19 protein-coding genes are annotated in these 24370 nt (G+C 73.3%); 16 read left to right on the top strand and 3 right to left on the bottom strand.

All coding sequences use genetic code 11. The features are described 5' to 3' along the window. The first annotated feature begins 36 nt into the window (after positions 1-36). Positions 37-2823: a helix-turn-helix transcriptional regulator gene (locus ACZ7MY_RS02065; RefSeq protein ID WP_499598801.1), complete on the top strand. Its 2787-nt coding sequence runs from the start codon at positions 37-39 to the stop codon at positions 2821-2823. A 79-nt stretch (positions 2824-2902) separates the two neighbouring features. Here the strand turns inward: ACZ7MY_RS02065 and ACZ7MY_RS02070 are convergent, their stop codons facing one another. After that, complete coding sequence (locus ACZ7MY_RS02070; protein WP_499598803.1) at positions 2903-3694, bottom strand: SDR family NAD(P)-dependent oxidoreductase; 792 nt, start codon at positions 3692-3694, stop codon at positions 2903-2905. 603 nt (positions 3695-4297) lie between these two features. On the opposite strand from ACZ7MY_RS02070, the gene ACZ7MY_RS02075 reads away from it, so the two are divergent. From ACZ7MY_RS02075 to ACZ7MY_RS02135, 13 genes are all read left to right on the top strand, one after another. After that, positions 4298-5119, top strand: coding sequence for an alpha/beta hydrolase (locus ACZ7MY_RS02075; RefSeq protein WP_499598804.1), 822 nt, complete (start codon positions 4298-4300; stop codon positions 5117-5119). 197 nt (positions 5120-5316) lie between these two features. Beyond that, positions 5317-6171: an alpha/beta fold hydrolase gene (locus tag ACZ7MY_RS02080; RefSeq protein ID WP_499598805.1), complete on the top strand. Its 855-nt coding sequence runs from the start codon at positions 5317-5319 to the stop codon at positions 6169-6171. Positions 6172-6306: 135 nt separating this feature from the next. Then, positions 6307-7062: an IclR family transcriptional regulator gene (locus ACZ7MY_RS02085; protein ID WP_499598806.1), complete on the top strand. Its 756-nt coding sequence runs from the start codon at positions 6307-6309 to the stop codon at positions 7060-7062. Positions 7063-7409: 347 nt separating this feature from the next. Further along, positions 7410-9527: a molybdopterin oxidoreductase family protein gene (locus ACZ7MY_RS02090; protein WP_499598807.1), complete on the top strand. Its 2118-nt coding sequence runs from the start codon at positions 7410-7412 to the stop codon at positions 9525-9527. A gap of 52 nt (positions 9528-9579) precedes the next feature. Further along, positions 9580-9798 carry a type II toxin-antitoxin system VapB family antitoxin gene (locus tag ACZ7MY_RS02095; protein WP_319140420.1) on the top strand — a complete coding sequence of 73 codons (219 nt, stop codon included), beginning with the start codon at positions 9580-9582 and terminating at the stop codon, positions 9796-9798. Beyond that, entirely contained in the window at positions 9795-10199 is a 405-nt protein-coding gene (locus ACZ7MY_RS02100; protein ID WP_499598808.1) for a PIN domain-containing protein, read from the top strand. Before ACZ7MY_RS02095 ends, ACZ7MY_RS02100 begins: the two co-directional genes overlap by 4 nt. A 111-nt stretch (positions 10200-10310) precedes the next feature. Continuing rightward, a complete protein-coding gene (locus ACZ7MY_RS02105) occupies positions 10311-11564 on the top strand; it encodes an NAD(P)/FAD-dependent oxidoreductase (RefSeq protein ID WP_499598809.1) in 1254 nt (417 codons plus the stop codon). Position 11565: 1 nt separating this feature from the next. After that, a complete protein-coding gene (gene nirB / locus ACZ7MY_RS02110; RefSeq protein ID WP_499598810.1) occupies positions 11566-14151 on the top strand; it encodes a nitrite reductase large subunit NirB in 2586 nt (861 codons plus the stop codon). Continuing rightward, positions 14148-14480, top strand: coding sequence for a nitrite reductase small subunit NirD (gene nirD / locus ACZ7MY_RS02115; protein WP_499598811.1), 333 nt, complete (start codon positions 14148-14150; stop codon positions 14478-14480). Before nirB ends, nirD begins: the two co-directional genes overlap by 4 nt. Before the next feature lie 28 nt (positions 14481-14508). Further along, positions 14509-15156, top strand: a complete 648-nt coding sequence (locus tag ACZ7MY_RS02120; protein WP_499598813.1) for a PhzF family phenazine biosynthesis protein — start codon at positions 14509-14511, stop codon at positions 15154-15156. Between the two features lie 374 nt (positions 15157-15530). Further along, positions 15531-15728 (top strand): antitoxin, encoded by a 198-nt coding sequence (locus ACZ7MY_RS02125; RefSeq protein WP_499598814.1) that lies wholly within the window; start codon positions 15531-15533, stop codon positions 15726-15728. Between the two features lie 60 nt (positions 15729-15788). Next, entirely contained in the window at positions 15789-16715 is a 927-nt protein-coding gene (locus tag ACZ7MY_RS02130) for an oxidoreductase (protein WP_499598816.1), read from the top strand. A gap of 165 nt (positions 16716-16880) precedes the next feature. After that, positions 16881-18038, top strand: coding sequence for an alkaline phosphatase PhoX (locus ACZ7MY_RS02135; protein WP_499598818.1), 1158 nt, complete (start codon positions 16881-16883; stop codon positions 18036-18038). A gap of 84 nt (positions 18039-18122) precedes the next feature. On the opposite strand, the gene ppdK is transcribed toward ACZ7MY_RS02135, so the two are convergent. Continuing rightward, on the bottom strand, positions 18123-20819 hold the full coding sequence (ppdK, locus tag ACZ7MY_RS02140; protein ID WP_499599342.1) for a pyruvate, phosphate dikinase: 2697 nt from the start codon (positions 20817-20819) through the stop codon (positions 18123-18125). 439 nt (positions 20820-21258) lie between these two features. Then, the gene (dusB, locus tag ACZ7MY_RS02145; RefSeq protein ID WP_499598819.1) at positions 21259-22407 is read right to left on the bottom strand and encodes a tRNA dihydrouridine synthase DusB; all 1149 of its coding nucleotides are present in this window, start codon (positions 22405-22407) and stop codon (positions 21259-21261) included. A gap of 97 nt (positions 22408-22504) precedes the next feature. Between dusB and ACZ7MY_RS02150 the strand changes: the two genes are divergently transcribed. Both ACZ7MY_RS02150 and ACZ7MY_RS02155 read left to right on the top strand, forming a co-directional pair. Then, positions 22505-23917 (top strand): MFS transporter, encoded by a 1413-nt coding sequence (locus ACZ7MY_RS02150; protein WP_499598821.1) that lies wholly within the window; start codon positions 22505-22507, stop codon positions 23915-23917. Further along, positions 23914-24369, top strand: coding sequence for a MarR family winged helix-turn-helix transcriptional regulator (locus ACZ7MY_RS02155; RefSeq protein ID WP_499598823.1), 456 nt, complete (start codon positions 23914-23916; stop codon positions 24367-24369). Before ACZ7MY_RS02150 ends, ACZ7MY_RS02155 begins: the two co-directional genes overlap by 4 nt. Position 24370: the final 1 nt, after the last annotated feature.

Raw genomic sequence — 24370 nt, forward strand, 5'->3', positions numbered from 1 at the left:
CGGGCGGACGTGGACGGCTGACGGGAGCGTGGACGGGTGGGCTACGGCGACCCCTTTGACGACGGAGCCGCCGCCGCTCTGGTGGGGCGCGCCGAGGAACTGGGTCGTATACGCGACTTCCTCGGCGCCACCGACCGCGGCAGGGCGCTCCTGCTGTCGGGACAGGCCGGGGTGGGCAAGACGGTTCTACTGAACGCCGTCGCGGAGACGGCCTCAGCGACCGGGACGCGGGTCCTGCGAGCGGCCGGCGTCGAGTTCGAGGCCGACGTCAGCTACTCCGGCCTGAACCAACTCCTCTTCCCCCTCTCCCAGACCTTCGGTGATCTGGACAGCACCCACCAGGACGCCCTGCGTGTCGCGCTGGGCTTCGGCAGCGGTGCGTCGCCGAACCGGCTCGTCGTGTCCAGCGCGACCCTCATGCTGCTTCGCCAGGTGGCGGCGACCGACTCCCTGCTGCTCGTCATAGACGACCTGCAGTGGGTGGACCGCGCCAGCGCCGCCGTGTTCGGCTTCGTCGCCCGCAGGCTCGGCGGCAGCCGGGTCGGCTTCCTCGGCGCCGTGCGCCAGGGGAGCGAGACCTTCTTCAACCGCGGTGGACTGCCCGAGTACGAGGTGCCGCCGCTGGACGAGACCTCGTCGCGGGCGCTGCTCGACGCGCGGTTCCCGGGCCTCGCCGAACGCGTACGTCGCCGGCTGCTGTCCGCGGCCGAAGGGAACCCGCTGGCCCTGCTCGAACTGCCCACGGTGCTGAGCGGGCAGCAGCGCATGGCGCTGGAGAACCTTCCCGCGGTCCTGCCGCTGAGCCAGCGGCTCCAGGCGCTGTTCCTCTCCCGGGTCTCCGGCCTCCCGGCTGCCACCCGCCGTCTGCTGCTGCTCGCCACGATGGACGGGACGGGCGATCTCGGGGTCCTGCACGCGGCGGCGCGGCGGACCGGCTGCGGCGCCGACCTCGAAGACCTCGCCCCGGCCGAGCAGGACCAGTTGGTCACCGTCGACGAGGGCGCCCGGCGGCTGGTCTTCCGCCACCCCCTGATCCGTTCGGCCGTCGTCGACGCCTGCTCCAGCGCCGAGCGCCGAGCGGCGCACCGGGCCCTGGCCCAGGCTCTGGCGCATCAGCCCGAGCGCCGGGCCTGGCATCTCGGAGAGGCGTCCGTCGAACCGGACGAGCAGGTCGCCGCCCTGCTGGAGCGGACCGCCCAACGCATCACGGCGCGCGGCGACGCCCTGGGGGCGGTCGCCGCGCTGATACGGGCGGCCGACCTGAGTCCCCACGGGTCGGACCGGGCTCGCCGCCTGGCCGAGGCCGCCTACATCGGCGCCGACGCGACGGGGGAACTGCGTGGTGTCTCGGAGCTGCTCGAAGACGCCCGACGCGCCGACCCGGACCTGGCCGGGTCCCTGCGCTCCGCCGCTGCCGCCGTCTACCTGGTCATCAACGGCGACGGGGACATCGACACGGCTCACCGCCTGCTGGTGGGCGCCATCGAGTCCGGCACCCACCAGTACGACGCCGAGGACAACGCCGTCGTCGACGCCGTGCACCTGCTGCTGCTCCTGTGCTTCTTCAGCGGGCGGGCGGAGTTGTGGGAACCCTTCTACACCGCGCTCTCCCGGTTGCGCCCGGAGCCGCCCGCACTGCTGTCCGTGGCCGGCAGGACCTTCTCCGACCCGGCGCGTTCGGGAGCGGCCGCGCTGGACGAGCTGGAGGGCATCCTCGGCGGACTGCCCGAGGAGACCGACCCCGGCCGCATCGTCAGGGTCGGTACCGCGGCGCTCTACCTCGACCGGCTGCCCGCCCTCCGCGAGCCCTCGTGGAAGGTCGTCCGCCAGGGACGGGACGGCGGCCCGGTACGCCGGCACCTCGGCGCCCTGATGCACCTGTGCCTGGACGACTACCTGACCGGCAGGTGGGACGAGTGCGTCGAACTGGCCGAGGAAGGAGTCCAGCTCTGCGAGGACTCCGGATACCGGTTCTTCACCTGGTACTTCTGGTACTGCCGCGCCGTCGTCGCCGCCCCCCGCGGGGAGGACGCGACGGTCGGCCTCCTCACCGGCCGCATCGAACGATGGGCCGCACCGCGGGGCGTCGGGACGGCACTGCACTACGCCCGGCACATACGCACCGTGGCCGATCTCGGACGCGGCGACTTCACCGGCGCCTACCGGCACGCGACGGCGATCAGCCCCGCGGGCGCCTTCGCCTCCCATGTGCCGCACGCCCTGTGGGTGATGATGGATCTCGTCGAGGCCGCGGTCCGCACCGACCGCCCGGCCGAAGCGGCCGCTCATGTGCGCGCGATCCGAGACGACGACATCGCCGCGCTCTCCCCGCGGCTCGCGCTCCTCGCCGGCGCTTCGGCCGCTCTGTGCGCGACGGACGTCGAGGAGTCGGCGCGCTTGTTCGGCGAGGCACTGGCCCTGCCGGACGTCGAGCAATGGCCGTTCGACCTGGCCCGGGTGCGGCTGGCCCACGGCGAACGGCTGCGGCGAGCCCGGGCGAACGCGGAGGCCAGAGGGCAGCTGACGCTGGCCCACGACGCCTTCGCCGAGCTCCGCGCCCGCCCCTGGATGGCTCGTGCGGCCAAGCAACTGCGGGCCACCGGACGGGTCGCGCCGAGGACCGAGGCGGGCGGGAAGGTGCTCACACCGCAGGAGCGGGAGATCGCGGACCTCGCGGCATCGGGGCTGAGCAACAAGCAGATCGCCGAACGGCTCTACCTCTCGCACCGGACGGTCGGAGCGCACCTGTACCAGCTCTTCCCCAAGCTCGGGATCACCTCCCGGGCGGCGCTCCGGGACGCGCTCGAAGCCTTGGAGGAGTGAGACACGCACCCGGGGACCTCCCCGCTTCCGCGCCCTGACCGACCCCTTCCGCGTCCGCCCGGGTCCGGCCCGGCCGCGGTCACCGGTCCTCGGCGGTGACCCGTGGCGGGCGAGCGCCCTTCGGGCTGTCCACCACGGCTGCGACGGCCCGCGCCGTGCGGGCGAGACGTACCGCGGTGACGGCCTGACCGGCAAGGTGGGCGTCGACCCGGTCGACCAGACCGGGATACCGGCCCTCGTACTCCTGCGCCGTGCCGAGGTCGTCCGGAAGCACCAGCCGCAGCCGCCGGCCGGTTTCGGGCACGGTCAGGCCGGCCACGACGACCGTGACGTCCACCCCGAAGCCGGCCAGCTCCTTCGCGTAGCTCGCCGCGAGGTGGTCGATCACCGCGACGCTTTCGGCGTGCAGGGCGAGATAGGGGGCCTCGTCCGCGGGGTCGCCGTGGGACACCACCCAGACCAGCAGACCGTCCTGCCGCTCGCGCATCTGCGGCAGCACGGCACGGTTCACCCGCTGCGTGGACAGCACGTTCGCGTCGTAGATCTGCGCCAACTGGTAAGGGGTGAAGGACTCGACGGGGCCCCGTGGTACAGGTCCCATGGTGTGGACCACGCAGTCGATCCGCCCGGCTTCCGCCGTGATGCCGGTGACCGCGGCGCTGACCGAGCGTTGGTCGGCGACGTCGAGGGTGAACGGACGCGGCCGGGCGCCCCGACGGCCTGCGTCCCCGTCCGCTTCGGGGGCGATCGGTGGGCGGCCCGAGGCCGCGCCCATGCCTGCGTAGGCGATGTGACCGGCTTCGGCCAGGGCCTGGGCAGTCGCTGCTCCGAGGCCGCTGGACGCCCCGGTGACAAGGATGATCTTCGACATCATGCTCCTCGGCGCATGGTGGGAGCGGTGAGGCGGCCACAGTCCTGGCCGGCGACGGGCCACGACGGAACCGGCACCGGCGCGTGACCGCCGGGCACCCGCTCAGTATCGGTGCCGGTGGGAGCGGCCCGCATAGGTCATCCGACAGTGCCGGCGACTGGGGCTCACGGCTGGTCCCGGTCCGCTCGGTGGCCGGAAGGGCCCGCCCCGGCTCCGGGACGCGACGCCTGCGCCTTTCCCCCCGAGGAATCCGGGTTTCACGCGATCCGCGGCGCCCGCTCCGTCCGTCGGCGACCGGCCGGGCACCTGGCCCGCTGTCGAAACGACTGCCCGGCGCGGGCCGATGCCGGTTTTCCCGCAGATGTTCGACGGATGTGGGCCCCGGGCCTGCGGCGACAGTCTGTGGAGCGCCGCGGGAGGCCGGCTCACGCTGCCGGCTCGTGCTCGACACGGGTCGATGCGGGCTCGCCATGTGCCCGGTGCGCACCCGTGTGCGCGGGCCACGTCCAGGTCCGCCCCTGCCTTCCGCGTCACCGGTTGCCCGCGGGCAACCGCTCGACTAGCTTTAGTGAACAGAACGTTCTATTCATTGTGGAGGTCCGTATGAGTGAGCCCCACGCCAATGAGGCGGGCACGATCGTGCTCATCCACGGCCTGTGGGTGAACCCGCGCAGCTGGGAGGGATGGAAGAAGCACTACGAGGCGCGGGGGTACCGGGTCATCGCTCCCGCCTGGCCCGGGCTCGACCGCGAGGTGGAGGAGTTGCGGAGGGACCCCTCGGGCATCGCCGGGATCGGCCTGGGCGAGGTGGTCGACCACTACGAGAGGGTCATCCGTGACCTGTCCCGTCCGCCCATCCTGATGGGCCACTCCTTCGGCGGCACCGTCGTGCAGATCCTGCTCGACCGGGGCCTGGGCAGTGCCGGGGTCGCCATCGACTCCGCGGCCGTCAAGGGTGTGCTGCCCCTTCCGCTGTCCACCCTCAGATCGGCCTGGCCGGTCCTGAAGAGCCCTGCCAACAAGAACAAGGCGGTCTCGCTGACGGCGCGGCAGTTCCACTACGCCATCACCAACACGTTGAGCGAGGGCGAATCGGCTGCCCGCTACGAGCGGTACGCCGTCCCCGGCTCGGCCCGCGTCCTCTTCCAGGGGGCGTTCGCCAACTTCAACCCCCGGGCCGTCACCCGGATCGACTTCCGGAACGGCCGCCGGTCCCCGCTCCTGTTCATCGCGGGAGAGGTCGACCACATCGTCCCGGCCAAGGTCAACAAGGCGAACTGGAAGCTCTACCGCAAGTCGCCGGCCGTGACGGAGTACCGGGAGTTCCCCGGCCGCTCGCACTTCATCATCGGCCAGGACGGCTGGCAGGAAGTCGCCGACTTCGCGCTGGACTGGGCCGCGGGCCACGCGCCCGCCCACGCGTGACCGCGGTCCGCGGGGGCACCGGCCGCGGGGCCCGGAGACCGCCGGCCCCTGACCTCATGAACGCGGCGTCCGGCACCGACGGTCCGCGCGCCACCCCCGCCGCTCACGGGGGCTCTCCAGGGGACGCGATCGTCGCGCTCCCCACCGGCCGGGCGTGTGTGCCCGCGCCGACAACCCCATCGCACTAGGAGACATCCATGCTTCGCCGTCGTACGTTCCGTGTCGCCGTACTCGCTGCGACCGGGGTCGCCCTCGCCGGCGGTGTGACCACGTTCGCGTCGGCCTCGCCCGCCCACCGCACCCCGGCGGCTCCCAAGCCGACCGTCGTCCTGGTCAACGGGGCCTGGTCGGACGCCGCCGGCTGGAGCGGCGTCGTCAAGCGCCTCCAGGGCGACGGCTACCCGGTGGTCGCGCCGCCCACCGGTCTGCGCGGTGTGACCGCCGACTCCTCCTACCTGGCCTCGTACCTCAAGACCATCCAGGGCCCCGTCGTCCTGGTCGGCCAGTCCTACGGCGGCATGGTCATCACCAACGCCGCCACCGGGAACAAGAACGTCAAGGCGCTCGTCTACATCTCCGCCTTCGCACCGGACAAGTACGAGGACGTCACGACCCTGACGAAGAAGTTCCCCGGCTCCCAGATCACCAACGACCCCGACGCCCAGATCCCCACCGCCCTGACCCCCTTCGCCTTCCCCAAGGCCGACGGCACCACCGGGGTCGATCTCTACGCCAAGGCCGACCAGTACCGCAACCTCTTCCTCAGCAACCGCGTCAGCGCCAGGACCGCCGCCGAACTCGCCGCCACCCAGAGCCCCGCCGCCCCCGAGGCGCTCGCCGAGGGCTCCCCCGGCGACCCCGCCTGGAAGACCGTCCCGTCCTGGTACCTCGTCTCCAAGGACGACCACGTGATCCCGCCGGCCACCGAGCGCTTCATGGCCGACCGCGCCCACGCCCACACCGTCGAGGCCAACACGCCCCACGCCGCCCAGGTCACCAACCCCGGCATCGTCACCGACCTCATCAAGAAGGCCGCCGCAACCGTCCACTGACGGCAGGCGGGCCCCGGCATCGCCCGGCGGCCCGCCGCTCCCCGCACGACGGCGCAGGCCGTCGTGCGGGGAGGGGCCCCGGCCGGCACGTCCGGCGAACGGCGCGGAGACCGTCCCGCACACGAAGGAAGGGGCATGAACATGCCCGACGAACACGGTATGTCGGTGACCGGCAAGGTCCTGGCGTTGCTCGGGGCCTTCACCCACGAGGACCCCGCCCTCACCCTCACCGAGTTGTCCACGCGAACGGGCCTGTCGTTGCCGACGGTCCATCGTCGTGCCGCCGAACTCGTCGCCTGGGGAGCCCTGGAGCGCGGACCGGACCGGCGCTACCGGGTGGGCCTGCGCCTGTGGGAGGTGGCCGCCCTCGCGCCCCGCGGCCTCCCGCTGCGCGATGTGGCCCTGCCGATCCTGCACGACCTGTACGACGTCACGAAGGAGCAACACATCCACCTCACCGTGCGGGACCACCTGGACGTCGTCTTCCTGGAGCGGCTGAGCGCGCCGGGCGCCCCGCAGGCCGACAGCCGGGTGGGAGGCCGCTTCGGAGCCTTCGCCACGGGAGCGGGACTCGTCCTGCTCGCCCACGCACCCGACGACGTCCGTGAGGAGTACCTGAGCACCCCGCCGCGTCGGTACACCGGTTACACGGTCACCTCTCCCGCCCGGCTCCGCTCCCTGCTGGCCGACGTACGCAGGCAGGGGTACGCCAGCAGCGACAGGATGGTGGGGCCGGACGTCCACTGCGTCGGAGCGCCGATCCACGGTACGGGCGGCTCGGTCGTTGCGGCCCTGTCGATCGCCTTCAGGGCGGGCAGTCAATCCCCCCAGACGCTCGCTCCCGCCGTTCGCGCGGCGGCCCGAAGGGTCTCCCGCGCCTTGCGCGAGTGAGCAGCGGTTGGCAGACCCGGTGCCGAATGATGCGGGCCTGAACCACGGGGCCGCGGGGTCAGAGCGCGGTTCGGGGCAACCCCGGACTGCCTCCATGTCCCCCACCGGCCGTTGTGCGCCCATATCGGCGGGAGGGGGTGTGCCGGGGTGGGCCGATGGGGTCCCCCAGGCCGAAGGCTGGGGGAGGGCGGGCGGGCGGCGGACAGCCCGCCGCAGGCGCAACGAACCCGCACACAACGACGGCGCCGCACCCTCACAACCGGTGCAGCCCCGCGGGGAGCCGCCCGTGCGGCCCCCGTAACCCCCACGGGCGCGACGCGAAACACCGGCGCCGCATCGTGGACGCTATGAGCGTGAGCCCCGGCGGAACCGTCGACACCCACTGCCCCTACTGCGCCCTGCAGTGCGGAATGGGCCTCCGCCCCGCCGCCGGGGGCGTCCCGGACGTCGTGGAGCGGGACTTCCCCGTGAACAGGGGCGCCCTGTGCGGAAAGGGCCGCACCGCGCCCGCCGTGCTGGCCCCGTCCGCCCGGCTGACCGGCCCCCTGGTCAGGGACCCCGCCTCCGGGGGGCTGGAGCCCGCCTCGTGGGAGGACGCCCTGGACCGGGTCGCGGAAGGCCTGCGCCGGGTGCGGGCCGCCCACGGCCCCGACGCCGTCGGTGTGTTCGGCGGCGGGGGGCTGACGAACGAGAAGGCGTACGCCCTGGGCAAGTTCGCCCGCGTGGTGCTGCGGACCTCCCAGATCGACTACAACGGCCGCTTCTGCATGTCCTCCGCCGCGGCCGCCCACTCCAGGGCCTTCGGGCTGGACCGGGGCCTGCCGTTCCCGCTGGCGGACGTCCCGCGGACCGGCTGCGTGATCCTGGTCGGCTCGAACCTCGCCGAGACGATGCCGCCGGCGCTGCGGTACTTCACGGAGCTGAGGGAGAACGGCGGCCGGCTGATCGTCGTGGACCCGCGCCGGACGCGCACCGCCGAGCACGCCGACCTGCACCTGCAGCCGCGTCCGGGCACCGACCTCGCCCTCGCGCTGGGCCTGCTGCACCTGATCGTCGCGCAGGGCCGCGTGGACAAGGACTTCGTCGCGGAGCGGACGACCGGCTGGCCGGAGGCGCGCGCCGCGGCGATGACGCTCTGGCCCGAGCTGGTCGAGCGGATCACGGGGGTGCCGGTGCCGCGACTGCGCGAGGCGGTGGAGATGTTCTGCGGCGTGCCGGACGCCATGGTGCTCACCGCGCGCGGCCCTGAGCAGCAGTCGAAGGGCACGGACACGGTGAGCGCGTGGATCAACCTGTGCCTGGCGACGGGCCGCGCGGGGCGCCCGCTGTCCGGGTACGGATGCCTCACGGGGCAGGGCAACGGCCAGGGCGGCCGGGAGCACGGCCAGAAGGCCGACCAGCTCCCGGGCTACCGCAGGCTCGACGACCCGGCGGCGCGCGCCCACGTGGCCGGTGTGTGGGGGGTCGACCCGGACGACCTGCCGGGGCCGGGGCGCAGCGCGTACGAACTGCTGGACGCGCTGGGCCGGGACGTGAAGGGCCTGCTGCTCATGGGCTCCAACCCCGTGGTCTCCGCGCCGCGGGCGGCGCACGTCACGGAGCGCGTCGCGGCGCTGGACTTCCTCGCCGTGTGCGACGTGGTGCTCTCGGAGACGGCGGCGATGGCCGACGTGGTGCTGCCGGTGACGCAGTGGGCCGAGGAGACGGGCACCACGACGAACCTGGAGGGCAGGGTGCTGCTGCGGCGCAGGGCCGTGGACCCGCCGGAGGGCGTGCGCAGCGACCTGGACGTGCTGAACGCGCTGGCCGCGCGGCTGGGTACGGAGAAGGGCTTCCCGGCCGACCCGGAGGAGGTCTTCGACGAGCTGCGCCGCGCGTCGGCGGGCGGGCCCGCGGACTACTCGGGGATCACCTACCGCCGGATCGAGGCGGAGGACGGGGTGTTCTGGCCGTGCCCGGACGTCCCGGCCGGGGAGGCCGCCGCGCACCCGGGCACGCCCCGGCTGTTCCTCGACCGGTTCGCGACGCCGGACGGCCGGGCCCGGTTCGTGCCGGTGCTGCACCGGCCGGCGGCCGAGGAGCCGGACGGGGAGTTCCCGCTGTACCTGACGACCGGCCGGGTGCTGGCGCAGTACCAGTCGGGCGCCCAGACGCGGCGGGTGGCGGAGCTGAACGCCGCCGCGCCCGGTCCCTTCGTGCAGCTCCACCCCCGCCTGGCGGAGCGCATCGGTGTCGCCGAGGGCGACCCGGTCGCCGTCACCTCCCGCCGGGGCCGCGCGGTGGCGCCGGCCCGGGTGGACGGCGCGATCCGTCCGGACACGGTCTTCATGCCCTTCCACTGGGCGGGCGAGGGCCGCGCCAACACCCTCACCAATCCGGCGCTGGACCCGACGTCCCGCATGCCCGAGTTCAAGGTGTGCGCGGTCCGCGTCGAGCGGGCAGAGCCGCGGACCATCGACGTCTGATATCACTGTTGATATACTGGCATCCTGCCTGATATCAACCGGGAGGCTTGTCATGGCACGCACGGTCATCGATCTGGACGACGCAATGCTCGCCTTCGCCCAGCGGCAGCTCGGCACCAAGACGAAGCGCGAGACGATCAACCTGGCCCTGTCGATAGCGGCCGGGACAAGCGCGGACGACCGTGCCCGCGGTCTTGCATGGCTCCAGGAGCACGCCGAGGACGTCCTGGACTTCGACTACCTGGCGGAACAGGAGCGCGGCGGCCGATGAGCTACCTCGCCGACACCTCGGCGGTGTGGCGCCTGTTGCGGCGACAGATCCCCGAGCCGTGGCCCACGCATCTGGCCCGGGGGCTGGTCGCCATGTGCCCGCCGGTCGAAGCCGAGTTGATGACCGGGGTCCGCGCAGATCGCGACTACGAACCGTTCCTCTCCGTGCTGCGCCGGACCTTCGGCTGGTGCCCTGCGCTCGACGACCCCTGGCGCCGGATCCATGCCGTGCAGCGTGATCTGATCGCCATCGGGCACCACCGCGGACCGTCACCCATGGACATCCTCATCGCGCTGACCGCCGAGGCCCACGGTCTGACCCTGATCCACGCCGACCAGGACTTCGCGTCGGTGGCCAAGGTCCGGCCCGGGATCGCCATGATCAGGGTCGACCGGCCGTAGTCGGATGCCGCTTCGGGCTCACAGCAGGTCCGGGCCGGCGCTGAGGGCACTGTTCCCCGGGGGAAACGACGGGGATGCGGCCGGGTAACAGCGGCACCGCAGGCTCGTGCCATGAGGATGGTGGTGGTCGGCGGCGGAATGGCGGGGGCGCGCCTCGCGCAGCGTCTGGCGCCCTCCGGCGCGGACGTGACGGTGGTCGGCGAGGAGCGGCACGCCCCGTACAACCGGGTGCTGCTCGCGGAGGTGCTGGCGGGCCGGTACGCGCCGGAGGCGGTCGCGCTGCCCGGGGTGCCCGGCGCGGTGCAGCGCCGGGGGGTCCGGGTGGTGCGGATCGACCGTGCCGAGCGGGCCGTGGTCTGCGACGACGGCGGGGTGCTCCGGTACGACCGGCTGGTGCTGGCGACCGGCTCCAACCCCGTACTACCGCCGCTGCGCGGGCTGTTCGCGCAGGACGGCGGCTCCTTCCCCGAGGGGGTGCACGCCTTCCGGACGATGGACGACTGCCTGGCGCTGTCCGCTGCGGCTCACCCCGGGGTGCGGGCGGTGGTCGTCGGCGGCGGGCTGCTCGGGGTGTCGGCGGCGCGGGCGCTGGCGGCGCGCGGGGCGCAGGTGGTGGTCGCCACCCAGGGCGAGCACCTGATGGAACGCCATCTCGACAGCGCTGCATCGGAGTTGCTGCGCGTGCATTTGGAGGGGCTGGGCGTCGAGGTGCACACCCAGTGCCGGGTACGCGGTCTGCTGACCCGCGACGCGGACGGGGGCGCGCGGCCCCCACGGCGGACGCGGACGGCGGCGCCCGGCGTCGTCACCGCGGTCGAACTCGCCGACGGCTACCGCCTCGGCACCGACCTGGTCGTGCTGGCCTGCGGCGTGCGGCCCCGGGTCGGGCTGGCCCGGGCGGCGGGGCTGGCCGTCGCCCAGGGGGTGGTGGTGGACGACGCGCTGCGCACCTCGGACCCGTCGGTGCACGCCGTCGGCGACTGCGCCCAGCACGACGGCGTCGTCTACGGCCTCGCGGGCCCGGCAACCGAGCAGGCGGACGCGCTGGCGGACGTCCTGACGGCCGGCCCCGGGCCACGGTACGGCGGCACCCGTTCGCTGACCCGGCTCACCCTCAACGGCCCGGCGGCCCTGGACATCGCCTCCTTCGGCGAGACCACCCCCGCACCGGGCGACGACGTGCTCCGGCTCGCCGACGCCACGCGCGGCGCGTACCGGAAGGTCGTCCTGCGCGGTGACCGCCTCGTCGGCGGCATCCTCCTCGGCGACCTCAGCACCGTGGGCGCCCTCGCCCGCACCTGGGAGGGCGACGAGGCACTGCCCGCTCCCCCGCTCCACCTGCTCACCGACAACGGAGGGTCCTGACATGACCACGCCCACCATTGTGCTCGTCGGCCACGGGATGGTCGGACAGCGGTTCCTGGAGGCGCTGGCCGACCGGGGCCTGACCTCCCGCGCCCGGGTGGTGGTGCTCTGCGAGGAGCCCCGCCCGGCGTACGACCGCGTCCACCTCAGCTCGTACTTCGCCGGCACCGGCCCGGAGGCGCTCTCCCTGGTGGAGGCCGGCTTCATGGCGGAGCACGGCATCGAACTGCACCTGGGCGACCCGGCGGTGGCCGTCGACCGGGAGGCCCGGACCGTCACCTCCCGCTCCGGCCGCACCGTCGGCTACGACACCCTGGTGCTCGCCACCGGCTCCTACCCCTTCGTGCCGCCGGTCCCCGGCAAGGACGCGGGCGGCTGCTTCGTCTACCGCACCATCGAGGACCTGCTGGCCATCGAGGAGTACGCGATGACCTCCCGCACCGGCGCGGTGGTCGGCGGCGGACTCCTCGGGCTGGAGGCGGCGGGCGCCCTCAAGGGCCTCGGACTGGACACGCACGTCGTGGAGTTCGCGCCCCGGCTGATGCCGGTGCAGGTCGACGAGGGCGGCGGCGAGGCGCTGCGGCGCACCGTCGAGGACATGGGCGTGACCGTCCACACGGGGGTGGGCACGCAGGAGATCCTCACGGCGGGCGACGGCTCGGTCCGGGGCATGGCGCTGTCGGACGGCTCGTCGCTCGACGCCGACCTGGTGGTCTTCTCGGCGGGCGTACGGCCGCGCGACCAGCTCGCCCGGGACTGCGGGCTGCCGGTCGGCGAGCGCGGCGGCATCGTCGTCGACGCGACCTGCCGCACCGAGGACCCGCACGTCTACGCGATCGGCGAGTGCGCCCTCGCCTCGGACGGCCGGGTGTACGGCCTGGTCGCGCCGGGCTACGACATGGCGGAGACCGCGGCGAAGGCCGTCGCCGGCGAGGAGGGCTCCTTCACCGGCGCCGACACCTCCACCAAGCTGAAGCTGCTCGGCGTCGACGTGGCCTCCTTCGGCGACGCGCACGGCGCGACCGCGGGCTGCCTCGACGTGGTCTACTCCGACTCCCGCTCCGGGGTCTACAAGAAGCTGGTCGTCGCGCCGGACGGTGTGCTGCTGGGCGGCATCCTGGTCGGCGACGCCGAGCAGTACGGCATGCTGCGCCCGCTCACCGGCTCGGTGCCCCCGGTCCCCGCCGAGCAGCTGGTGCTCCCGGCGGGCGCGGGCGCCCCCGTGACGCTGGGCCCGTCCGCACTGCCCGACGGGGCGGTCATCTGCTCCTGCCACAACGTCACCAAGGGCACGATCCGCGGCGCGGTCACCGAACACGGCTGCGCCACCGTCCCCGAGGTGAAGAAGTGCACCAGGGCCGGGACCGGCTGCGGCAGTTGCGTGAAGGTGCTGGGCCAACTGGTCACGGCCGAGCTGGAGGCCTCGGGCGTCGAGGTCGACAAGGGGCTGTGCGGCTGCTTCGCGCACACCCGCCAGGAGCTCTACGAGATCGTGCGGGCGCTGCGGATCACCGGTTTCCGCGAGCTGCTCGACCGGCACGGCCGCGAGGGCGCCCGCGGCGGCGAGGGCTGCGAGGTCTGCAAGCCGGCCGTCGGCTCGATCATCGCCTCGCTCGCCCCGACGATCGGCGCCTCCGGCTACGTCCTGGACGGCGAGCAGGCCGCGCTGCAGGACACCAACGACCACTTCCTGGCCAACCTGCAGCGCAACGGCTCGTACTCGATCGTGCCCCGCATCCCCGGCGGTGAGATCACCCCGCAGAAGCTGATCGTGATCGGCGAGGTGGCCCGCGACTTCGGCCTCTACACCAAGATCACCGGGGGGCAGCGGATCGACCTGTTCGGCGCCCGGGTCGACCAGCTCCCGGCGATCTGGACCCGGCTGGTGGACGCCGGCTTCGAGTCCGGGCACGCCTACGGCAAGGCGCTGCGCACCGTGAAGTCCTGCGTCGGGCAGACCTGGTGCCGCTACGGCGTGCAGGACAGCGTCCGCATGGCCATCGACCTGGAGCTGCGCTACCGGGGCCTGCGCTCCCCGCACAAGCTCAAGTCGGCCGTCTCCGGCTGCCAGCGCGAGTGCGCGGAGGCGCGGAGCAAGGACTTCGGTGTCATCGCCACAGTGGGCGGCTGGAACCTCTACGTCGGCGGCAACGGCGGTGCCACCCCGCGCCACGCGGACCTGCTCGCCCAGGACCTGGACGACGCCGGACTCGTCCGGCTGGTCGACCGCTTCCTGATGTTCTACATCCGCACCGCCGACCGCCTGGAGCGCACCTCCGCCTGGCTGGAGCGGATCGAGGGCGGGCTCGGCCACGTACGGGACGTCGTCGTCCACGACTCGCTCGGCATCTGCGCGGAGCTGGAACGCCAGATGGCCGACCACGTCGCCAACTACCGCGACGAGTGGGCGCAGACGCTGGACGACCCGGAGCGGCTGCGGCGCTTCGTCTCCTTCGTCAACGCGCCCGGCGTGCCCGACCCCTCCGTCCGCTTCGTCCCCGAGCGGGACCAGGTCAGGCCCGACCTCGGCCTGCTGGCCGGCCCCGTGCTCCCCGTCCGCACCCTCGAAGGGACCACCACCGCATGAACGTCGAAGTCCTCCTGCCCGGCACCGCCGACTGGTTCGCCGTCTGCGGGCACGACGCCCTCACCCCCGGCCGCGGCGTCGCCGCGCTCCTCCCCGACGGCCGGCAGGCGGCCCTCTTCACCGACCGGCACGGGCGTGCGTACGCCATCGACAACCGCGACCCCTTCACCGGCGCCTACGTCCTGTCCCGCGGCCTGCTCGGCTCGACCGCCGAGGGCCGGGCCTTCGTCGCCTCGCCGCTGCTCAAGCAGCGCTTCGACCTCGAGAGCGGCCGCTGCCTCGACGACGAGGCGGTCTCGGTCCCGGCCTTCCCCGTGCGGATGCGGTGACGGGCGCGGCACCTGCTTGAATCGGCCCATGGCCGACATCGAGGTGCTGCGGGTGTTCACGGGTCCCGACGGACGGGGCGGGAACCTGCTCGCAGTGGTGCGGGACGGCGCGTCCGTGCCCGGGGCGCAGGCGCGGCAGCGGCTGGCCGCGGAGCTCGGTTACAGCGAGACCGTCTTCGTCGACGACACCGCACGCGGCGTCGTCGACATCTGGACGCCGAGCGTGCGGCTGCCCTTCGCGGGTCATCCGACGGTGGGCACGGCGTGGTTGCTCGGGGCCGAGGTGCTCCGGCCGCCGGCCGGCGAGGTGAGGGCCTGGGCCGACGGGGACTTCACCTGGGTGCGCGGCCGCGCGGAGTGGGCGGCCGGGCGCCGCGCCCAGCGGTTCGGCTCGCCCGCGGAGGTGGACGCGCTGCCCGCGCCGCCGCCGGGCGAGGGCTGGCTCTACGCGTGGGCCTGGGCGGACGAGGCCGCCGGGCGGGTCCGCGCGCGGGGCTTCCCGCGACGCGGCGACGGGATCGTCGAGGACGAGGCGACGGGGGCCGCCGCGCTGGTGCTCACCGCCGAACTGGGACGCCCGCTGGACGTCCGCCAGGGCGTCGCCTCCCAGATCCTGACCCGCCCCCACCGCGACGGCACCGTCGACATCGGCGGCCGGGTCGTCCCCGCCCCCTGACCCGCCGGCCGGCCGCCCTCGCCCGCGACGGCACCTCGCGCGCCCTGCTACATGCCGATCGCCGAACAGGTCGTGCCGGGTCACGGTACGAGCCCGTGGCGGCCGCGGCCGGGCGCCCTTCGGGCACCCGCGACGACGGTCCGGCAACGGCGGCCGGACCCGGCGGGGCGGGTGGAGGGGAACGCCGCCGCGCGGGGCGCCCCGGGATGCGCGTACACCGTCCGGCGGGCGGCCGCCATACGAGCCGGCCACCGCGGTCGCGGTGGGCGCGGGCCCTCTGACCTGCGGATTCGCAACCACGCGGGTTCCGGATGCGGATCTTCGTCGGGGCGGTGATGCTGAGAGCAGTGCCACTGACGGCGAGGAGGACAGCGATGTCCATGTTCGACAAGATCAAGGCCAAGCTGAGGGGCCACGAGAGCCAGTCCCAGAAGGGCATCGACAAGGGCGGCGACATGCTGGACGACAAGACCGGCGGGAAGTACCAGCGCCAGGTCGACACCGCTCAGGACAAGATGGGCGACGAGTTCGGCACCGGCGGCACCGGCGAGGACCGTCCCCCGCACTCCTGACGCCGAAGGGCCGTCGCGCACCCGTGTGAAGGGCGGCGCGGCGGCCCTACGCTGGCCCGCATGGTGTGGACCGCGAAGGACATCCCCGACCAGAGCGGCCGCACGGCCGTCGTCACCGGAGCGAACAGCGGCATCGGCTACTGCACCGCCCGCGAACTCGCCCGCAGGGGCGCGCGGGTGCTGCTCGCCTGCCGGAGCGAGACGCGCGGCAAGGAGGCCGTCGACCGCCTGAAGGCCGAAGTGCGGGGCGCCCGCGCCGGGTACCGCCACCTCGACCTGGGGGACCTGTCCTCGGTGCGCGCCTTCGCCGCCGGGTACGACGGCACCGCCCTCGACCTGCTGGTCAACAACGCCGGTGTGATGGCGCTGCCGTACGGCACCACCGCCGACGGCTTCGAGACCCAGATGGGCGTGAACCACCTCGGCCACTTCGCCCTCACCGGGCTGCTGCTGCCGCGCCTGCTGGCCGCCCCGGGCGCCCGGGTCGTCTCCGTCTCCAGCGTCGTCCACGTGGTAGCCACCATCGACCCCGGCGACCTCAACAGCGAGCGTCGCTACCGCCGTTGGATCGCGTACGCCCGTTCCAAGAGCGCCAACCTGCTCTTCGTCCACGAGTTGTCCCGGCGGCTGGCCGCCGCGGGCGCGGGCACCGTCGCCGCGGCGGCGCACCCGGGTTACGCGCGCACGGCGTTGCAGACCCGCGCCGCCCGTATGGAGAACCGCCGGACCGTCGAGCGCGTGGTGGAACTCGGGAACCGGGTCGTCGCCCAGTCCGCGGACGCCGGAGCGCTCCCGCTGCTGTACGCCGCCACGGCCCCCGGCGTGCGCCCCGACTCCTTCACCGGCCCCCGCTTCCAGGGCTGGCGCGGCTCCCCCGCCCCGTCCTGGCGCGCCCCGCGGACCCGCGACGACCGGGCCGGCGAACTGCTGTGGGCGGCCTCCGAACAGCTCACCGGTGTCCGCTACGGGCTGCCCGCGGCGGGGTGAGCCGGGCGTCCGCGTGCCTCTGCCATGACGGTGAATCCGACAGACCGTGGCGGAGGGTTCACGCTGCGTTGGCATCGCCGTCAGGGGGCGCGCCCTAGCCTTCCGGTGCGCGACCCGCCCGCGGCGATGGGTCCGGGCGGGCCACCCGTCGTCCCTGGAGTGATCGTGGAACGTCGAACCTTCCTGCGCGGAGCGGTGGTCGGCAGCTCGGCGGCCGCCTTCGGCGGCACCCTCATGCGCGGCGCCGTCTACGCCGCGCCCGCCCAGCCCGGCACCGGCCCCTACGGCGCGCTGCAGGCGCCCGACGCCAACGGCATCGCCCTGCCCAGCGGTTTCACCAGTCGTGTCGTCGCCCGCTCCGGCCAGACCGTGGCGGGCACCTCGTACACCTGGCACAGTGCGCCCGACGGCGGCGCGTGCTTCGCCGACGGCACCGGCTGGATCTACGTGTCCAACTCGGAGGTCAACCCGAACGGCGGTGCGAGCGCGGTCCGTTTCAACTCCTCCGGCAACGTCACGGGCGCCTACCGCGTCCTGTCCGGCACCCGGCAGAACTGCGCCGGCGGCCGCACGCCGTGGAACAGCTGGCTGTCCTGCGAGGAGGTCAGCCTCGGTTACGTCTACGAGACCGACCCCCGCGGCGTGCAGGCGGCCGTCCGCCGCGACGCCATGGGCCGGTTCAAGCACGAGGCGGCCGCCGCCGACCCCGTGCGCAGGGTGGTCTACCTGACCGAGGACGAGACCAACGGCTGCTTCTACCGCTTCGTCCCGGCCACCTGGGGCGACCTGTCGGCCGGGACCCTGCAGGTGCTGGTGGCCGGCAGCGCCGCGTCGGGCTCCTTCGGCTGGGCGAACGTGCCCGACCCCGACGGCTCCCCGACGGCCACCCGCAGTCAGGTCTCCGGTGCGAAGCGGTTCAACGGCGGCGAGGGCTGCCACTACGCCGACGACGCCGTCTGGTTCACCACCAAGGGCGACAACCGCGTCTGGCGGCTCGACCTGGCCGCCGGCACCTACGCGCTGGCGTACGACGACTCCCTGGTCTCCGGCACCGCCCCGCTGACCGGCGTGGACAACATCACCGGCAGCTCCTCCGGCGACCTCTACGTCGCCGAGGACGGCGGCACCATGGAGATCTGCCTGATCACCCCGGCCGACGTCGTCTCGCCGTTCCTGCGGGTCAGCGGCCAGTCCGCCTCCGAGATCACCGGCCCCGCCTTCTCCCCCGACGGCACCCGGCTGTACTTCTCCTCCCAGCGCGGCACGAGCGGCAGTTCGTCCGGCGGCATCACCTACGAGGTCCGTGGCCCGTTCCGGTCGTGACCGGGCGGAACGGAAGCGGGGGCGGCACCTTCGCACAAAGGTGCCGCCCCCGGTGAGGGTGGGAGATGGTCTTCCGGGCCGGGGTTACCGGCTGTCGCCGCGCCTGCCCTGCGCCGCGGCCCGGCCCGCCTCCAGGCGGGCGACGGGGATGCGGAACGGGGAGCAGGAGACGTAGTCCAGGCCCACCTCGTGGAAGAAGTGGACGGACTCGGGGTCGCCGCCGTGCTCGCCGCACACGCCGAGCTTGAGGCCGGGTCGGGTGGCGCGGCCGGCCTCGGCGGCGGAGCGGACGAGGGAGCCGACGCCGTCCTTGTCGATGGTCTCGAACGGGGAGACGCCGAAGATGCCCTTCTCCAGGTAGGCGGTGAAGAAGCTCGCCTCGACGTCGTCGCGGCTGAAGCCCCAGACCGTCTGCGTCAGGTCGTTGGTGCCGAAGGAGAAGAACTCGGCGGCCTCGGCGATCTGGGCGGCGGTCAGGGCGGCGCGGGGCAGCTCGATCATCGTGCCGAGGGTGAGGCCGAGTTCGGTGCCCGTGGCGGCCTCGACCTCGGCGATGACGGTCCCGGCCTCCTCGCGGACGATCTCCAGCTCCTGGACGGTGCCCACCAGCGGGATCATGATCTCGGCCCGCGGGTCGCCCTTGGCGTTCCTGCGTTCGGCGGCGGCCTCGGCGATGGCCCGCACCTGCATGGCGAACAGCCCGGGCACGACCAGCCCGAGGCGCACGCCGCGCAGACCCAGCATCGGGTTCTGCTCGTGGAGCTTGTGGACGGCCTGCAGCAGCCGCAGGTCGTTCTCGTTGGCGTCCTTGCGCGCCTCGGCGAGGGCCACGCGCACCGACAGCTCGGTGATGTCGGGCAGGAACTCGTGCAGCGGCGGGTCCAGCAGGCGCACGGTGACCGGCAGCCCGTCCATCGCCTCGAACAGCTCGACGAAGTCGGACCTCTGCAGCGGCAGCAGCGCGGAGAGCGCCTTGTCGCGCTCGGATTCGGTGTCCGCGAGGATCAGCCGCTCCACCAGCTCGCGGCGCTCGCCGAGGAACATGTGCTCGGTGCGGCACAGGCCGATGCCCTGGGCGCCGAAGCGCCGGGCACGCGAGGCGTCCTCGGCGTTGTCGGCGTTGGCGCGCACCCGCAGCCGGCGGACCCGGTCCGCGTACGCCATGATCCGGTGCACGGCCCGCACCAGCTCGTCGGCGTCGTCGGCGCCGGCGTGCATGCGGCCCTCGAAGTACTCCACGACCGGGGACGGCACGACCGGCACCTTGCCGAGGTAGACCTTGCCCGAGGAGCCGTCGATGGAGATGACGTCCCCCTCCTCGATGACGACCCCGCCCGGGGCCGTCATCCGGCGGCGCTTGGTGTCCACCTCGAGCTCCTCCGCGCCGCACACGCAGGTCTTGCCCATGCCGCGGGCGACGACGGCGGCGTGCGAGGTCTTGCCGCCCCGGGAGGTGAGGATGCCCTCGGCGGCGATCATGCCGTTGAGGTCGTCGGGGTTGGTCTCGCGGCGGATGAGGATGACCTGCTCGCCGGAGCGCGACCACTTCACGGCGGTGTACGAGTCGAAGACGGCCTTGCCGACCGCGGCGCCCGGCGAGGCGGCGATGCCCCACCCGATCCGCTCGGCCTTGGCCTTCTCGTCGAAGCGCGGGAACATCAGCTGCGCCAGCTGCGCGCCGTTGACCCGCTGCAGTGCCTCGGCCTCGTCGATCAGGCCCTGGTCGACCAGCTGGGTGGCGATGCGGAAGGCCGCGGCCGCGGTGCGCTTGCCGACGCGGGTCTGCAACATCCACAGCTTGCCGCGCTCGATGGTGAACTCGATGTCGCACAGGTCCTTGTAGTGCGTCTCGAGGGTCTCCATGATCTGCATCAGCCGGTCGTAGGACGTCTTGTCCAGCTGCTCCAGTTCGGCGAGCGGCACGGTGTTGCGGATGCCCGCCACGACGTCCTCGCCCTGCGCGTTGCACAGGTAGTCGCCGTACACGCCCTGGTGGCCGGTGGCGGGGTCGCGGGTGAAGGCGACGCCGGTGCCGGAGTCGGAGCCGAGGTTGCCGAAGACCATGGAGCAGACGTTGACGGCCGTGCCGAGGTCGCCGGGGATGCGCTCCTGGCGGCGGTAGAGCTTGGCGCGCTCGCCGTTCCACGAGTCGAAGACGGCGCGGACGGCCAGGTCCATCTGCTCGCGCGGGTCCTGCGGGAAGTCCCGCCCGGTCTCCTTGGCGACGACGGCCTTGAACTGGTCGACCAGGGCCCGCAGGTCGGCGGCGTCCAGGTCGAGGTCGTCGTGGGTGCCCTTGGCGCGTTTGGCGTCCTCCAGGGCGTCCTCGAAGAGCTCGCCGTCGACGCCCAGCACGGTCTTGCCGAACATCTGGATGAGGCGCCGGTAGGAGTCCCAGGCGAAGCGCTCGTTGCCGGCCTGCGCGGCCAGGCCCACGACGGAGGCGTCGGAGAGGCCGATGTTGAGGACCGTGTCCATCATGCCCGGCATGCTGAACTTCGCCCCGGAGCGGACGGAGACCAGCAGCGGGTCGTCCGCCTGCCCGAGCCTCTTGCCCATCCGCTGCTCCAGCGCGTCGAGGTGCGCACTCACCTCGTCGCGCAGCGCCGCGGGTTCTGCGCCCGACTCCAGGTAGACCTTGCACGCCTCAGTGGTGATGGTGAAGCCCGGGGGGACGGGCAGACCGAGGTTGGTCATCTCGGCGAGGTTCGCGCCCTTGCCGCCGAGCAGGTCCTTGAGGTCCTTGTTGCCCTCAGTGAAGTCGTAGACGAACTTCTGGATTACTTGTTCTTCCGACACGGGACTCGCTCCTCGCGGCCGGGATGCCCTGACGGCGGGGAGCGTACCCATCTCGAAGGCGCCGCAGTACGTCAATCACCAGGTCACACGGTCGTAACCACCCATCCGCCGAGAGATCGAAAGTCATGGCGCCCCTCCGGGTGACCGGGGAGTGCGTTCAACCGTCGAACACATGCTCTCGCCACGTGATCGGCACACCCGGAACCGGTCACTCCACGTGAGGGATGGCTTGACCATGTGTCCACGACAACGATGGCACCCAGTGCCAGTCATTGGAGAGGTGTGGTGACACTCCACCCGCTCATCTGAGCGACACCCCTATCAGGCGTGGCGAGAATCACTCGCCCCGTACGCCCTGCGTCCCACGGTCCGGACCCGGTCCGGACCGGTCCGGACCCCGGCCCGGACCGGCGGAACGTCCTCAGCCGCCCGAAGTGTCCAGCTCGGCGTCGGCACCGACGACGACCGAGCAGTCGTACGGGTCCGCCAGCCAGCCGTCCGGGAGCACCACGCGCTTGCTCCCCGCCGTCCGGCCGCGCGGCCCCTCGGCGCCATCCGGCCATTCCTGGTCCAGGTCGAGGTCGGCGAGGTGGGCGTCGAGCTCGGCGAGGGAGGAGGTCATCGCCAGCTTGCGGCGCATCTCCGAGCCGACCGAGAAGCCCTTGGTGTACCAGGCGACGTGCTTGCGGAAGTCGATGACGCCGCGCTCCTCGTCGCCCAGCCACTCCCCCAGCAGCCCGGCGTGGCGCCGCATGACGCCGGCGACCTCGCGCAGCGACGGGGCGGCCGGTGCGCCGCCGCCCTCGAAGGCGGCCACGAGGTCGCCGAAGAGCCAGGGGCGGCCGAGGCAGCCGCGGCCGACGACGACGCCGTCGCAGCCGGTCTCCCGCATCATCCGGACCGCGTCCGCGGCGCTCCAGACGTCCCCGTTGCCCAGCACCGGGATCTCCGGGACGTGCTCCTTGAGGCGGGCGATCGCCTCCCAGTCGGCCGTGCCGCCGTAGTGCTGGGCGGCGGTCCTGCCGTGCAGCGCGACGGCGGTCACGCCCTCCTCGACGGCGATCCGGCCGGCGTCCAGGTAGGTGGTGTGGTCGTCGTCGATGCCCTTGCGCATCTTGATCGTGACCGGCAGGTCGCCCGCGTTGCCGACCGCCTCGCGCAGGATCGAGCGGAGCAGGTTGCGCTTGTAGGGCAGGGCCGAGCCGCCGCCCTTGCGGGTCACCTTGGGGACCGGGCAGCCGAAGTTGAGGTCGATGTGGTCGGCGAGGTCCTCGTCGACGATCATCCGGACCGCCTTGCCGACGGTGACCGGGTCGACCCCGTACAACTGGATCGAGCGCGGCTTCTCGCCGTCGTCGAAGTGGATCAGCTGCATGGTCTTGTCGTTGCGCTCGACGAGGGCCCGGGTCGTGATCATCTCCGAGACGAAGAGCCCCTTGCCGCCGGAGAACCCGCGGCACAGCGTGCGGAACGGCGCGTTGGTGATCCCGGCCATCGGCGCCAGCACCACCGGCGGCCACACGGTGTGCGGGCCGATGCGGAGTGCGGGAGCGGTGGCGTCAGCAGTCATGCGGACCATTCTCGCGTATCGCCGGGGGGACACTGGGTGTAGCGTGAAATGGTTACACACGTACAATCAATCCGGATCAAGGGAGACCGAACAGCCGATGCCCGAGCTGAGCCGGGGCCGACGTCTGCTGGTGCTGGCGATCTGCTGCATGAGCCTGCTGATCGTCAGCCTCGACAACACCATCCTCAATGTCGCGCTGCCCGCCATGCGGCGGGACCTGCACACGTCCATCTCCGGACTGCAGTGGACCATCGACGCCTACACGCTCGTGCTGGCCTCGCTGCTCATGCTCTCCGGCTCCACCGCCGACCGGATCGGCCGGCGCCGGATCTTCCGCACCGGCCTGGTGATCTTCACCGTGGCCTCCGCGCTGTGCAGCATCGCCCCCAGCCTGGAGTGGCTGGTGGTCTTCCGCATGCTGCAGGCGGTCGGCGGTTCGATGCTCAACCCCGTCGCCATGTCGATCATCACCAACGTCTTCACCGACCCGCGCGAACGCGCGCGGGCGATCGGGGCGTGGGGCGGCGTCGTCGGCATCAGCATGGCCGCCGGACCGATCATCGGCGGCGCGCTCGTGGAGACGGTCGGCTGGCGCTCGGTGTTCTGGATCAACCTGCCCATCGGCGTGCTGGCCCTGGTGCTGACCGCGCTGTACGTGCCCGAGTCCCGGGCGCCCCGGCCGCGCCGCATCGACCCGGTCGGCCAGTTGCTGGTCGTCGCGCTGCTCGGCTCGCTGACGTACGCCATCATCGAGGCGCCCGCGGCGGGCTGGGGCTCCCCGGTCATCGTCGGCTGCCTCGTGCTCGCCCTGTGCTCCGCGATGGGCCTGGTCCTCTACGAGCGGCGGCGCAGGGAACCGCTGATCGACCCGCGCTTCTTCCGCAGCGCCCCCTTCAGCGGGGCGACGGTGATAGCGGTCAGCGCCTTCGCCGCCCTCGCCGGCTTCCTGTTCCTCAACACCCTGTACCTCCAGGACGTGCGCGGGCTGTCCGCCCTGGACGCCGGTCTGCACCTGCTGCCGATGGCGGCCATGGCCCTGGTCTGCGCCCCGCTGTCCGGGCGCATCGTCGGCAGCCGCGGCCCGCGGCTGCCGCTGCTGCTGGCGGGCTTGGCCACCACGGCGAGCGGCGTGATGTTCGCCGCGCTGGACGCGACCGCCTCGGACGCGAAGCTGTTCACGGCGTACGTCCTGTTCGGCATCGGCTTCGGCTTCGTCAACGCGCCGATCACCAACACCGCCGTCTCCGGCATGCCGCGCACCCAGGCGGGCGTCGCGGCCGCGGTCGCCTCGACCAGCCGGCAGGTCGGTCAGTCCCTGGGCGTGGCCGTCATGGGCGCCGCGCTCGCCGCCGGGCTCGACCTCACGGCCTGGTGGATCATCACCGGCTGCGGTGTGGCGATCCTGACGCTGGGGTGGCTGACCTCGGGCCGCTGGGCGGCGGGCACCGCCGAACGCGCCGCCGAGCGGCTCAGCGCGGACGCCGCCCGCCAGCCGGTGGCTGCCCGGTGACCGGGGCCCGCCCGTTGGACGGGGCCCGACCGGACGAGGCCACGGCCACCCGGGTGTGGCGGGGCCTGCGCACGCTGGTCCTGGAACGCAACGAGCGCCGCCGCGAGGTCGCCGACGCCCTCGGGATGAGCTTCTTCCGGGTCAAGGCGCTGCGCCGGATCGCGGCGGCCCCCGTGACCCCCGGCGACCTCGCCGCCGACCTCATGACGGACCGCCCCTACGTCACGCTCGTCGTCGACGACCTCGCCCGGCGGGGTCTGGTGGAACGCACGCCGCACCCTCGGGACCGGCGCCGCAAGCTCCTGAGCGTCACCACGGCCGGCGCCGCGGCCGCGGGGGAGGCCGACCGCATCCTGGGCACTCCCCCGCCCGGCCTGGTGGAACTGGACCCGGAGGAACTCGCGGGACTGGACCGGGTGGTGACCAAGCTGCTGGGGCCCGCACCGGGGTGAT

The sequence above is a fragment of the Streptomyces sp. NPDC111520 genome (assembly GCF_055635295.1).